The sequence below is a fragment of the Mariniflexile jejuense genome, from assembly GCF_042675665.1.
Lineage (GTDB): Bacteria > Bacteroidota > Bacteroidia > Flavobacteriales > Flavobacteriaceae > Mariniflexile > Mariniflexile jejuense.
Map to the genome: position 1 here is coordinate 462,691 of NZ_JBHTJI010000042.1, position 12,595 is coordinate 475,285.

The 12,595-nt window shown below is 29.0% G+C and carries 13 protein-coding genes; 9 read left to right on the forward strand and 4 right to left on the reverse strand.

Translation table 11 applies throughout. The features are described from left to right. Position 1: 1 nt before the first annotated feature. The 3 genes from ACFQ1R_RS15165 to typA form a co-directional block, all read right to left on the reverse strand. Positions 2–1,312, reverse strand: coding sequence for an O-antigen translocase (locus ACFQ1R_RS15165; protein ID WP_379927119.1), 1,311 nt, complete (start codon positions 1,310–1,312; stop codon positions 2–4). Positions 1,313–1,496: 184 nt separating this feature from the next. Continuing rightward, positions 1,497–1,724: a uroporphyrinogen decarboxylase gene (locus ACFQ1R_RS15170; protein WP_379927120.1), complete on the reverse strand. Its 228-nt coding sequence runs from the start codon at positions 1,722–1,724 to the stop codon at positions 1,497–1,499. Between the two features lies 1 nt (position 1,725). Beyond that, positions 1,726–3,525 carry a translational GTPase TypA gene (gene typA, locus ACFQ1R_RS15175; protein WP_379927121.1) on the reverse strand — a complete coding sequence of 600 codons (1,800 nt, stop codon included), beginning with the start codon at positions 3,523–3,525 and terminating at the stop codon, positions 1,726–1,728. Positions 3,526–4,120: 595 nt separating this feature from the next. On the opposite strand from typA, the gene kdsA reads away from it, so the two are divergent. Together kdsA and ACFQ1R_RS15185 are read left to right on the forward strand one after the other, a co-directional pair. Further along, the gene (gene kdsA / locus ACFQ1R_RS15180) at positions 4,121–4,939 is read left to right on the forward strand and encodes a 3-deoxy-8-phosphooctulonate synthase (RefSeq protein ID WP_379927122.1); all 819 of its coding nucleotides are present in this window, start codon (positions 4,121–4,123) and stop codon (positions 4,937–4,939) included. A 14-nt stretch (positions 4,940–4,953) separates the two neighbouring features. Continuing rightward, entirely contained in the window at positions 4,954–5,811 is an 858-nt protein-coding gene (locus tag ACFQ1R_RS15185) for a hypothetical protein (RefSeq protein WP_379927123.1), read from the forward strand. Here the strand turns inward: ACFQ1R_RS15185 and ACFQ1R_RS15190 are convergent. After that, positions 5,808–6,185, reverse strand: coding sequence for a DUF1801 domain-containing protein (locus tag ACFQ1R_RS15190; protein WP_379927124.1), 378 nt, complete (start codon positions 6,183–6,185; stop codon positions 5,808–5,810). The two genes, ACFQ1R_RS15185 and ACFQ1R_RS15190, sit on opposite strands and share 4 nt — an antisense overlap. A gap of 94 nt (positions 6,186–6,279) precedes the next feature. On the opposite strand from ACFQ1R_RS15190, the gene ACFQ1R_RS15195 reads away from it, so the two are divergent. The 7 genes from ACFQ1R_RS15195 (at position 6,280) to ACFQ1R_RS15225 (ending at position 12,583) form a co-directional block, all read left to right on the forward strand. Then, a complete protein-coding gene (locus ACFQ1R_RS15195; protein ID WP_379927125.1) occupies positions 6,280–6,891 on the forward strand; it encodes a hypothetical protein in 612 nt (203 codons plus the stop codon). Next, on the forward strand, positions 6,875–7,198 hold the full coding sequence (locus tag ACFQ1R_RS15200) for a hypothetical protein (RefSeq protein ID WP_379927126.1): 324 nt from the start codon (positions 6,875–6,877) through the stop codon (positions 7,196–7,198). Before ACFQ1R_RS15195 ends, ACFQ1R_RS15200 begins: the two co-directional genes overlap by 17 nt. A 3-nt stretch (positions 7,199–7,201) precedes the next feature. Further along, the gene (locus ACFQ1R_RS15205; protein ID WP_379927127.1) at positions 7,202–7,495 is read left to right on the forward strand and encodes a winged helix-turn-helix domain-containing protein; all 294 of its coding nucleotides are present in this window, start codon (positions 7,202–7,204) and stop codon (positions 7,493–7,495) included. Between the two features lie 54 nt (positions 7,496–7,549). Then, complete coding sequence (creD, locus tag ACFQ1R_RS15210) at positions 7,550–8,926, forward strand: cell envelope integrity protein CreD (RefSeq protein WP_379927128.1); 1,377 nt, start codon at positions 7,550–7,552, stop codon at positions 8,924–8,926. A 437-nt stretch (positions 8,927–9,363) separates the two neighbouring features. Further along, on the forward strand, positions 9,364–9,747 hold the full coding sequence (locus tag ACFQ1R_RS15215; RefSeq protein ID WP_379927129.1) for a ribosomal maturation YjgA family protein: 384 nt from the start codon (positions 9,364–9,366) through the stop codon (positions 9,745–9,747). Continuing rightward, a complete protein-coding gene (locus ACFQ1R_RS15220; protein WP_379927130.1) occupies positions 9,735–10,400 on the forward strand; it encodes a DUF1361 domain-containing protein in 666 nt (221 codons plus the stop codon). The genes ACFQ1R_RS15215 and ACFQ1R_RS15220 overlap by 13 nt, the downstream gene beginning before the upstream one ends. Positions 10,401–10,483: 83 nt before the next feature. Next, positions 10,484–12,583 carry a M48 family metalloprotease gene (locus ACFQ1R_RS15225; protein ID WP_379927131.1) on the forward strand — a complete coding sequence of 700 codons (2,100 nt, stop codon included), beginning with the start codon at positions 10,484–10,486 and terminating at the stop codon, positions 12,581–12,583. Positions 12,584–12,595: the final 12 nt, after the last annotated feature.

Consider the following 12,595-nt stretch of genomic DNA (forward strand, 5'->3'; position numbering starts at 1 on the left):
CTTAACTTTTTTCATTATTTTCAGTATCTACTCCAAAAAGCGAACTACCAAATATTAGTAAAATAATACCGTAATACATAATATAGCTTACAAAATGTGCGATAACTGCGCCTTTTACATTATCGTATAAATCAATAAAATAAACGCTTGTGGCATATAAAATGACTACCAAAAAAGCTTCGGTTAAAATGTAATGCCAAAACATTTTTTTGGCTAAAAACTGGTAGGCTATCACCATAGATAATACTTTTACAAAATCGCCCAACAATTGCCATAAAAACAAATCTTCAACAGGTTTAAAATCTTCTGAAAATATAATAGTTACAATATATGGTTTTAATAAAAATATAGCTACTAACCCAATGGCCAAAAAAGGAATAACTGTTTTATAAAAACTAAATACTTCTTTTCTAAACTCTTTAACATCGTCAATTTCAGAAAATCGTGGTAATATATAAAGTGCCATTAACGAGCTAACTAACATTAAGTAATATTTAGATATGCGTGTCATCGCTTCCCAAAAACCAGCATCTTTATACCCAATATTGTCTATAATGTAGGAGCGTATAGCAATAGCAATTAATGGCATTATAATAGCTGAAAAAAGAGCCATTAGCGTATAAGTGCTCATTTTTTTTAGAAAACTAAAACTAATACTATTAACTTTTATTAATGGTACTAAAGTTCGTCTATTAGTTATACCTACTAATGTTATTAAGAAAATTAAAGATTCGGCTATAACCACCGATATTAAAGCGCCATTAATTTTATTTTGGTAGATTAACAACAATGCGATGGAAACACCTAAAATTTGACCTATTATGTTGATTATAATAAGTATTTTATACTTTGAAAAACCGTTCATTATAGAAAATGAAAACATATTTAAAGCATAAAAAGGCAATACCATAGCAAAAATTTTAATTACAAAAGCGTAATTATTATAAACAGGAAATATGATATTGTTTATTAAATCTGCATTAAAATAACAGAAAAAAGACACTAAAATAGTTGACACAAAGCCTACATAAAAGATGGTCGAAATAGTTTTGCTAAGTGCTACAACATCATCTTTAAACTCTGAAATGTATTTTACTGCACCATTATAAAAACCAAGTATAGCAATGGTTTGAAATGAACTTACAAAGTTGCGTAAATTACCTATTAATGCTAAACCTGTTGGCCCAATAAAAACAGCAATAGCCTTTGAAGTTAATATTCCGGCAATTATTCTGGTTAATACTGAGGCAGCTTGTAACGAAGTAACTTTAACTAAAACGTTATTATTTATATAATCTATTAATTTTTTCAATTAATATATAGGTTTACAGTTGTTTATGCAAAATAATTCAATAATCAAACTACGTACATATAACATAAATTTGAAAAAAAATATTATTTTGTTTGTTAAAGAAACCAAATATACAAAATCATTTAACGTATCAATATAATTTCAATTTTAAAATGTAAGAAATTATATATTTAAAAAAGTTAACTTATTTTTTAATTAAATAGTAAATATTAATAAAAAAAATAGCGGTATTTGTAATAATAATGGGCTTTGATAAAGGTGCTAACATAACCCCATAAAGCACAAATAGTAAACACCCTAAGGAGTTTACTATTCGTAATTTATTAACAGATTTCATTAAGAATGAAATTAATACCGTAGCCATAGCAGCATACCCAATCCATTCTACATATGAAATTCCTAAGAATTCCATATTATATAATTTTATATCGTTTTCTATCTACTTCTGTTAAATAGATTTTACGTATGCGTAAGTGGTTTGGTGTCACCTCAACATACTCATCTTTTTGAATATATTCTAAGGCTTCTTCTAATGAAAATTTAATTGCTGGAATAATTCTAGCTTTATCATCGGCACCAGATGAACGTACATTACTTAACTTTTTAGTTTTGGTTACGTTTACCGTCATATCATCACCACGCGAGTTTTCACCAATTACTTGACCTTCGTAAATATCTTCACCCGGATCCACAAAAAACTTACCTCTATCTTGTAACTTATCAATAGAATATGGAATGGCTTGCCCTTTTTCCATAGAAACTAACGAACCGTTTTGGCGTTCTGGAATACCACCTTTTAATGGTTGATATTCTTTAAAACGGTGTGCCATAATTGCTTCACCAGCAGTTGCCGTTAATAATTGATTTCTTAAACCAATGATACCTCTAGACGGAATCATGAATTGGCAAACCATACGCTCGCCTTTTGCTTCCATACTTAACATTTCACCTTTACGAAGTGTTACCATTTCAATTGCTTTTCCTGAAACATTTTCAGGTAAATCGATTGTCATTTCTTCAACTGGCTCACATTTAACACCATCAATTTCTTTTATAATTACCTGTGGCTGACCAATTTGTAACTCATAACCTTCACGACGCATGGTTTCAATTAAAACTGATAAATGCAGTACACCACGACCAAAAACCATAAATTTATCAGCACTATCTGTTTCTTGTACTCTAAGTGCTAAATTCTTTTCAAGTTCTTTTGTTAAACGATCCTTAATATGACGCGATGTTACAAACTTTCCATCTTTTCCGAAGAAAGGAGAATCGTTTATTGTAAACAACATACTCATAGTTGGCTCATCAATAGCAATGGTTTTTAAACCTTGAGGGTTTTCAAAATCTGCAACAGTATCACCAATTTCAAAACCTTCTAAACCAACTATAGCACAAATATCACCTGTTTGAACTTCGTCTACTTTTATACGTCCAAGACCTTCAAAAATATGAAGCTCTTTAATTTTATTTTTAACAACTTTACCATCTCTTTTTACTAAAGAAATGTTTTGCCCAACTTTTAAACTACCTCTTGTTAAACGACCAATAGCAATTCGCCCAGTAAAACTAGAGAAATCTAAAGATGTAATTAACATTTGTGTTGTTCCTTCTTCAATTTTTGGTGCAGGAATATGCTGAATAACCATATCTAGCAAAGGCTCGATGTTTTCGGTTTGGTTTTTCCAATCGTCACTCATCCAGTTATTTTTAGCTGAACCGTAAACTGTTGGAAAATCTAACTGCCATTCTTCAGCACCTAATTCAAACATTAAGTCGAATACTTTTTCATGTACTTCTTCTGGTGTACAGTTTTCTTTATCAACTTTATTTACAACAACGCATGGTTTTAAACCTAAATCAATCGCTTTTTGCAATACAAAACGCGTTTGTGGCATTGGTCCTTCAAAGGCATCTACTAATAAAAGTACACCATCTGCCATGTTTAGTACACGCTCTACTTCGCCTCCAAAATCCGCGTGACCTGGTGTGTCGATAATATTAATTTTAGTGTCTTTGTATATTACAGAAACGTTTTTAGATGTAATTGTAATACCTCTTTCACGCTCCAAATCGTTATTATCTAAAATTAAATCGCCTGTATTCTCGTTTTCACGGAACAATTGACAGTGGTACATAATTTTATCAACCAACGTAGTCTTGCCGTGGTCAACGTGTGCAATAATTGCAATGTTTTTAATATTAGCCATAATAGTGCCTTATTTTAAGCGTGCAAAGGTACGCTATATTTTAAAATTTCTACTATACTGCTATAATATTTAGTTAATTAAATGTTATAATTGATAGTTTTGAAAACTTTTTGCGGTTTTCACTCGTTTAATTAGTAACTAAAACTTTTTAAAAATATGCTTAAAATTACATATAAATACTTAATTTTAAGCAATTTATATCATGAAACACCTTAGCAATTATACAAAATTTATACCTTACCTTTATTTTATAACGGTTGTTATTTATTGGTTTACTAACATTAATAAAAGTGAAGGTATAACTGCGTATCCTATTTTATTTTTTGGTATTCCGTTTTTGTATCAAATTATAAAGCCTAGTAAAAAGCTAAACTTCACGCTAGGAATTACTTTTGTTTGCCTATCTTCTTACTTAATTTTGGTCTATTTGTTTGATATTATTGACTTTATAAAACTAAGTAACAACACCAAAAATTTTATAATAAGTGGTGGTTTATTTGTTTTTACAAACTTCATAATGGCTTTGTGGATAATAAGAAATAGTATGACAAAAAGCTTTTAATTTGATTATATTTGTCGCTTAAATTTTAAGCTGATGAATCTTCAAGATATTCCTAAAATAAAACATACAAACGCAAATAACTTTTTCCTTTTATGTGGTCCGTGCGCCATTGAAGGTGAAGATATGGCTCTTCGCATTGCAGAAAAAGTAGTTTCTATTACCAATAAATTAGAAATTCCTTATGTTTTTAAGGGTAGTTTTAAAAAAGCAAACCGAAGCAGAGTAGATAGTTTTACAGGTATTGGCGATGAAAAAGCTTTAAAAATTCTTAAAAAAGTATCTGAAACTTTTGATGTACCAACAGTAACTGATATTCATGAAATTAGCGATGCCCATTTAGCAGCTCAGTTTGTTGATGTGTTGCAAATTCCAGCGTTTTTAGTTCGTCAAACAGATTTGTTAGTAGCTGCCGCAGAAACTAACAAAGTAATAAACTTAAAAAAAGGACAATTTATGAGTCCGGAATCTATGAAACATGCGGTTCAAAAAATTCACGATTCTGGTAATAACAAAGCATGGATAACCGATAGAGGCACTATGTTTGGCTACCAAGATATGATTGTAGATTTTCGTGGCATTCCAACAATGCGCCAATATGCCCCAACGGTTTTGGATGTTACACATTCGCTACAACAACCAAATCAAATAGCTGGCGTAACAGGCGGACGGCCAGATATGATTGAAACCATAGCCCGTGCAGGAATTGTAAATAATGTTGATGGTTTATTTATTGAAACGCATTTCGACCCTGCAAATGCGAAAAGCGATGGTGCTAACATGTTACATTTAGATAACCTAGAAAAGTTACTTACCAATTTAGTAGCCATTAGAAAAACCGTTAATTCACTTTAATTACAACCTACTTAATGAAACTTTTTATATTTAAAAACCTATTAGGTGCTATCATTTTTTTGTTTACACTGAATATAATAGCACAAGATGCTGAAGCAGTAAAATACACCACATCAAACAAAGGAAAATTTTTTATAAGTTGGGGTGGAAATAGAGAAAGTTTTTCAAAATCGGATATTCATTTTAAAGGTGAAGATTATGATTTTATTATTAAAGATGCCGATGCTAAAGACAAACCTAAAGGTTGGCATATTGATTATATTAATCCAACCAGAATTACCATACCACAAACCAACTTTAAAGTTGGTTATTTTATAAATGACCATTACACTGTTTCACTAGGCGCAGACCATATGAAATATGTTATGACGCACAATACCAAAGCAGTTAGTGGATATATAAATCTTCCAAGCACAGAACCTGGTGCTATTTATAATGGAACTTATAACAACGACGATGTTCTTTTATCTGATGATTTTTTACAATTTGAACATACAAACGGTTTAAATTATGTTTATGCTGAATTTGCTCGTTTTGATGATATCTCTTCGATTTTTAATCTGCCAAACACCGATAAGTTTCAAATTAACCTTACCGAAGGTGTTGGAGGCGGCATTCTTTACCCTAAAACAAATACCACTTTACTTGATAAGGATAGATATGATGAGTTTCATTTGGCTGGTTATTGTGTTTCAATAAATGCGGGATTAAACCTTACCTTTTTTAAACACTTTTTTATGCAATTAGATTTAAAAGGTGGTTATATAAACATGCCCGATATTAGAACAACTAGCAATACAGCCGAAAGCGCATCGCAACACTTCTTGTATTTACAGCGTATTATTGCTTTTGGTGGTATTTTTAAAATTTAAAGAAACCAAGCTTTTTTACTTTTCTTAATTAAAGCTGAAGCTTCATATAATAAAGCTTTAAAATTTTGATGATCTAAATCTTCAATTGTTTTTAATTGAATAGATCGAACTTGTTTTCTTTTATTATTATTTTTAAGACTAGGAAATTGTTTTTCTAAAAGAATTCCTTGTACAAAAGCCACATCTACATAATTAGTTCCTTTCAAAATATTAAGATATAGCATTGGCTTTTTTTCAATATTATAAAATGGAATTTTATAACTATACCGCTCTTCTACTTCTGGCAAAGTGCTTAAAATAACACTTCGCACATATAGCATTATAGATTGGTATGGCTCTTTTTGACTTATAAAGTATTCATCTACTGGCTTCACAATAAATGCAAATTATTTATCTTCAAACTTAACAAAAATTTATGATGCTGATTTCAAAAATATTTATTTACTTTGTTTTTCAAAGTACTTTTATATGGAATCAAAAGATTATTTAAAAGACCTAAGCGAGATTAAAGATTTAATGAATAAATCGTCTCGCTTTATTTCACTAAGTGGTTTATCGGGTATTATGGCTGGTATTTATGCACTTATTGGTGCTACAATTGCTTATTGGTTGGTTACAACATCGGTAAGAGGCTATCTTATTCTAGATGGAAAAATATTTAGATTATGCTTAATAATACTATTTTTGGTAGCTTTATTGAGTGTTATAACAGGCATAATACTAACTACCAGAAAAGCAAAAAAACACAATACTAAAATTTGGGACGCAACTTCAAAACGTCTGGTAATTAACTTTTTAATTCCATTAATTGCAGGTGGTTTGTATATTTTAATCATGTTAAGCAATGAAAAATATGGGCAAACTGGCGCATTAATGCTTATTTTTTATGGCTTAGCTTTGGTTAATGCATCAAAATATAGCATTGGCGATATTCGCTATTTAGGTTACACTGAAATTATTTTAGGCTTAATTGCTGCCCTTATGCCAGGATATGGGTTTTGGCTTTGGGTTTTAGGCTTCGGTATTATGCATATTGTTTATGGTACATGGATGCATTTTAAGTATGATAGAAGCAATTAACTTACTTAACAATCAAATGATTTTAAAAAACAAAAGAATACTAGTTTTTTTAATAATAGCCATAATGTTATTATTAACACCTTTTATTGCAATGCAATTTACAAATGAAGTAAATTGGACATTATTAGATTTTATGATTGCTGGAGTATTATTATTTAGCACTGTTTTTTTTATTGAATTAACATTAAATGTTATAAAGAAAAAACAAAAACGATTAATTTTACTCGTCATTATACTATTATTTTTTAAACTAATTTGGTTAGAACTTGCCGTTGGAATTTTTGGAACAGCTTTAGCAGGAAGTTAAATAATGAGCATTATAAACAACATAAATAAAGTATTTGATCATCGTATTAGATTAGGCATTATGTCTGTTTTGATGGTGAATGAGTATGCCGATTTTAATATGCTTAAAGACCTTTTAGGTGCAACCGATGGTAATTTAGCAAGCCACACAAAAGCGTTAGAAACCGCAGAATATATTAAAGTTGAAAAACAATTTATAGGCAGAAAACCCAATACCCGATACACAACAACCAAACTAGGTGAACTTGAATTTAAAAAGCACATTGATGCTCTTGAAAAATTAATAAATAAACATTAACAAAAAATTTTAATCTTTTACTTTGAAATACAAAGTACTTTAAATTTAATAATTATGGAAAACACAAACCCACAACCTCAAAACAAATTTGGCAATTGGCTAAAAACATCCATCACTGCACGTATGCTTATGGTAGGTTTTTTAATTATCATTTTACTAATACCTTTATCTTTTATTGAAAGTCTTATTCGTGAACGTTCTTTCAGGCAACAAGATGTTGTAAACGAAATAAATGAAAAATGGGGAAACAACGTACTGGTTTATGGACCAATTTTAAAATTACCCTACAAAACATTTATCGAAACAAATATATTTAACGAAAAAACAAAAACTTATTTAAAAGAAACCAAAACCGAAATAAACTACGCTTATATTTTTCCGGAAATACTGAAATCAGATGTAAAAGTAAATTCAAAAAAATTAACTAGAGGTAATTTTGAATCTGCTGTTTTTACAACAAATATGGATTTTTCAGGATTCTACATTCCAACAGATTTAAATTCAAAAGACATAAAAAAAGAAGACATTATATGGGATAAAGCAACCGTAATTATTCAAACCTCTAACCTCAAAGGCATTAAAAGTGAAATGCATTTAAAACTTAATGATGAAACTTATGCGTTTCAAACAAACTATGATGAAAATTCCAAAAACAACAACACATATTTAGATGCTTTAGAAACCGATTTCATAAATCCCGATGCAATATCAAAAAATGCAAATGCAAACTTTAGTATCTCAATTGCTTTTAATGGTAGCAAACAAATAGAGCTTATTCCTATTGGAAAAACAACCACTATGCACATGACTTCTAATTGGGCAGACCCAAGTTTTATGGGTAATTATTTACCTAACGATGAAACAAAAACAATAACAAAAGATGGTTTTAAAGCCGATTGGAAAGTACTTCATATTAACCGTGCTTTCTCACAACAACACCTCAATAAAATACCAAATCTTAGCGAGTTTGCATTTGGCACAAAATTCATGGTTATGGTAGATGAATTTCAACAAAGTGAGCGTTCAGCTAAGTACGGTTTTTTAGTAATTGGACTTACTTTTTTAATTTTCTTTTTAATTCAAACTTTAAGCAAAATAGATATTCATCCGTTTCAATATTTAATGATAGGAATAGCCTTAACCATGTTTTACACGCTATTGGTATCAATTTCAGAACACAGCAACTTCTTAAAAGCATATCTAATTGCGGGTATTTCGGTCGTAGTACTTATTACACTATACTCTAAATCCATTTTAAAAACATACAAATTCCCATTATTCATAGGATTCTCATTAATGGCTCTTTACACTTTTATTTATGTCATTATTCAGTTAGAAAATTACGCACTTTTAGTAGGCAGTATTGGTTTGTTCATAATATTAGCAACGGTTATGTTTGTGTCAAGAAAAATAGATTGGAATAATGGTTAGTTTCTAAGCCATTTTTGAGCGTAACCCCCGAAGAAAAAATGGGGGTTTCACTTTTCTTTCAAATCCTCACTTCTATGTTATTGTAAATTTTCTATTTCAAAAACAAAATATTAACCATTTTAATAATTTTAAATATAAAAATTTGTAATGATTAAAGATTTAACAACTACAAGTAAGGCTATTACAATTTTAAGCTTTGTGATAGGCACAATTCTGTTTGTATTATACCTATTCTTTAAAGGTTGGGAAGCGTTACTATTTACTGGAATTATTTTTGTTATATGCGCTATAATTTTAAATAGCATTTCATTATTTACTATGCTATTATTAATGATATTTCATCCAAAAGAAAGACTATTAATTATTCAAACTTGTGGACTAATTTTATTAAATATTCCTGTCGTTATTTTATACTTCTACATTTTATTCATTTACACATGAAACTACATTTCAATAAAACCTATTTAGCCATTACAATTATACTTTTAATAATAGAAATATTAATAGCTAAATATCTAAAAACAGGATTTATACGCCATACCTTTGGCGATTTTTTGGTGGTTATACTTATGTATTGCTTTTTTAAAAGTTTCTTAGAAATCAATTCACTAAAACTTGCCATTTCCGTTTTAATTTTTTCATTTATTATTGAATTTTTACAACTAGCAAACCTATTAAGCTTACTTAATTTACAAAACAACAAATTTGTTAGTATCGTTTTAGGCAGCACTTTTAATGTTACTGATTTAATTGCCTATACCCTAGGAATTATAATAACGCTAATTATCGAATTTCAATCACAAAAATTATGTACCAAATAAAACAACTTTTCAATAACCAATTTAAAACCTTCACCTTAGTAAGTGTATCCATGCTTTTAAGTTTGGTTTTATTAATTATACGAATAAAACTTTCTCATTCCCTTTTTTATATTTTTCTGGTTTGGAATTTATTTTTAGCCTTTATTCCTTTTGCTATTACTACGTATTTAATGCAAAAGCAAAAAAGCAACAAACTCGTTTTATTACTATGGTTTAGTATATGGTTGCTGTTTTTACCAAATGCACCTTATATAATTACAGATTTAGTCCATTTAAGGTTAAACACTAATGGCTATTTATGGCTAGATATTTTAGTTGTAAGTGCTTTTGCTTGTAATGGTATATTACTTTTCTACTTATCTATTTTAGATATGAAAAGTGTTTTACAAAACCATTTTAAAAATTATGTAGTAAACTATACAATACTTTTCACATGCTTTTTAAGTGGTTTTGGTGTGTATTTAGGCAGGTTTTTACGTTATAACTCTTGGGAAATTTTAAGTAATCCTAAATATTTATTTTTTGATATTGCAAACATCATTACAAAACCACAATTCAATAAAGAGGCTTGGTTATTTACATTTTTATTTGGTATATTTTTAAGTATTGGGTTTTGGGTGTTTAAAAATTTGATTGTTTACACAAAAAATTAAAGTAGAAAAAAACAAGATTTTACATATATATTTTAAAGCAAATTCTTATATTTAAATTCTGAAATATCGTCAATCAAAAACTAATGACAGAGAGTCTTTACCCAACAAGCCCCGAAAATTTATCTAAAAAAATTACCTCACTAACAACATCCTACCAATTAAAAGCCTTTTTAGCAATTCTATCAATTATACTATTTTTTGCTCTCTATGTTGCTTTAGTTGTTGTTCTTGCCTATTTAGTTTATTATGCCTTTAAATATGATATGGGCTATATCAATAAACTAACAATTATTATGAAAATAGGAGCCATTGCTGGTTCTGTAATGCTATTTGTGTTTACTCTTAAATTCATTTTTAAACTTAAAAATCACAAACCAAATAATCGGATAAAATTAGACAAAAAAAACTATCCTAAAATTTGGGATTTTGCATATAAAATTTGCAAAGAAACAGGTGCGCCTAAACCTAAAAATATTTATGTTGATCCTGATGTAAATGCTTATGTTTCATATACCAACATGTGGTTAAGTTTATTTCTTCCAGTAAAAAAAGAACTAACCATAGGTTTGGGCTTAGTAAGTTGTTTGAATTTAACAGAATTTAAAGCTGTTATTGCTCATGAATTTGGACATTTTGCTCAAAAAAGCATGAAAATAGGCAGCTATATAATTTCTGCAAACACAATCATCCACGATATGATATTCTCTAGAGATAAATGGGATGATTTACTGGATCAATGGAGAGCTTCAGACATTAGATTATCGGCTGCTGCCTGGGTTATCACACCAATAATTTGGACTATACGACAAATTCTAAATCTATTTTACCAATTTCTCAATATAATGTACTCATCATTATCAAGAGAAATGGAGTTTAATGCAGACAAAGTAGCAGTTAGTACAGCTGGCAGCGATTCAATAATTTCTGCACTTTGGGAATTAGACAATGGTTATACCTGTTGGAATACTAATTTAAACAATGCGTATTTAGCATCACAAAAAAAAATATATGTACAAAATTTATATACTCATAACAACTTAGGTCTAAAAAGAATATCAAATATTAGAGAAGAACTAATCAACAGTTTACCTAATGATTCTAGAGGTGGAAAAAAATACTTTTCAAGCTCAGAACAATCTAAAGTAAACATGTATGCAAGTCATCCACCAAATGATAAAAGGCAAGACAATGCAAAATCACCCTATATTACTTGTGAAATAGATAAAAGAACACCTTGGCTATTATTTGATAATAATGAAGAGCTTCAAGAAAAAGCTACCGTACTAATTTATGATGTTTACTTTAACAAAAAAAGTTTAGAATTCTCTAATGCCGATGAGTTTGAAGCATTTATTAAACATGAAAACAAAGGCAAAGATTTATTAGAAGCATACGCTAATACATTTGAAAATCGATTTCTACACATTCCAGAACTTAAAGATTTAAATTTTACTTCAATTAATCTAAATCAGAATTATTTAAACACTATCAAAACTGAATTAAATTCTTTAATGAAGCCTGTAAAAGAAATTGAAAATTTAATGCACAAAGCAAATCAAATAGGCGAAGGCACAATAAAAGAAACCTCATTTTCATTTAAAAACAATGTTTATAATAAAAAAAATCTACAAGAAGGATATATGTTGCTTTTAAACGAACGTGAAAAACTATTTACTGAAAATTTTAAACAATGGGATACGTTGTTTTGTTCATTTCATTTTGCATTAGCTAAAAAAAATGCGCAAGAAGTTGAACTTACAAACTTATATAAACAACATTCTGAATTATCAAATATTTACAAATCTGCTGTTGCCGTTAAAAACACTATTTTAGAAGAATTAAATACGTTACAAACCAGACAAGATGTAACTCAAGGTGAAGTTACAAGATTTGGATATAGAGCAAATGATTTATATACAAGTTTGAATGACAGTTTAAACAAATTAGACACACTGAACTTTGTTAAACTTCCTAATATTGATACAATTTCAGAACTAAAAGAAGCCATCATTGAAAATGGTATTTTTGAAAGAGAAACAGGTAATATATTTGAAAATGGTGGGTTCAATAAATTGATAAATACGCTAAATAATGTTGTTACCCATTGTCAACGTTTAGATCAAAAAAGCATTATTTCTATACTAGCTTTTCATCATAACTTACACAATTTACTTGAAAATTAAAGTCAACAAAAA

Coding starts and splice junctions, on each gene's coding strand:
- ACFQ1R_RS15170 (WP_379927120.1), bottom strand. CDS start 1,724: ATGGAATTCTTAGGAATTTCATATGTAGAATGGATTGGGTATGCTGCT.
- typA (WP_379927121.1), bottom strand. CDS start 3,525: ATGGCTAATATTAAAAACATTGCAATTATTGCACACGTTGACCACGGC.
- kdsA (WP_379927122.1), top strand. CDS start 4,121: ATGAATCTTCAAGATATTCCTAAAATAAAACATACAAACGCAAATAAC.
- ACFQ1R_RS15185 (WP_379927123.1), top strand. CDS start 4,954: ATGAAACTTTTTATATTTAAAAACCTATTAGGTGCTATCATTTTTTTG.
- ACFQ1R_RS15195 (WP_379927125.1), top strand. CDS start 6,280: ATGGAATCAAAAGATTATTTAAAAGACCTAAGCGAGATTAAAGATTTA.
- ACFQ1R_RS15200 (WP_379927126.1), top strand. CDS start 6,875: ATGATAGAAGCAATTAACTTACTTAACAATCAAATGATTTTAAAAAAC.
- ACFQ1R_RS15205 (WP_379927127.1), top strand. CDS start 7,202: ATGAGCATTATAAACAACATAAATAAAGTATTTGATCATCGTATTAGA.
- creD (WP_379927128.1), top strand. CDS start 7,550: ATGGAAAACACAAACCCACAACCTCAAAACAAATTTGGCAATTGGCTA.
- ACFQ1R_RS15215 (WP_379927129.1), top strand. CDS start 9,364: ATGAAACTACATTTCAATAAAACCTATTTAGCCATTACAATTATACTT.
- ACFQ1R_RS15220 (WP_379927130.1), top strand. CDS start 9,735: ATGTACCAAATAAAACAACTTTTCAATAACCAATTTAAAACCTTCACC.
- ACFQ1R_RS15225 (WP_379927131.1), top strand. CDS start 10,484: ATGACAGAGAGTCTTTACCCAACAAGCCCCGAAAATTTATCTAAAAAA.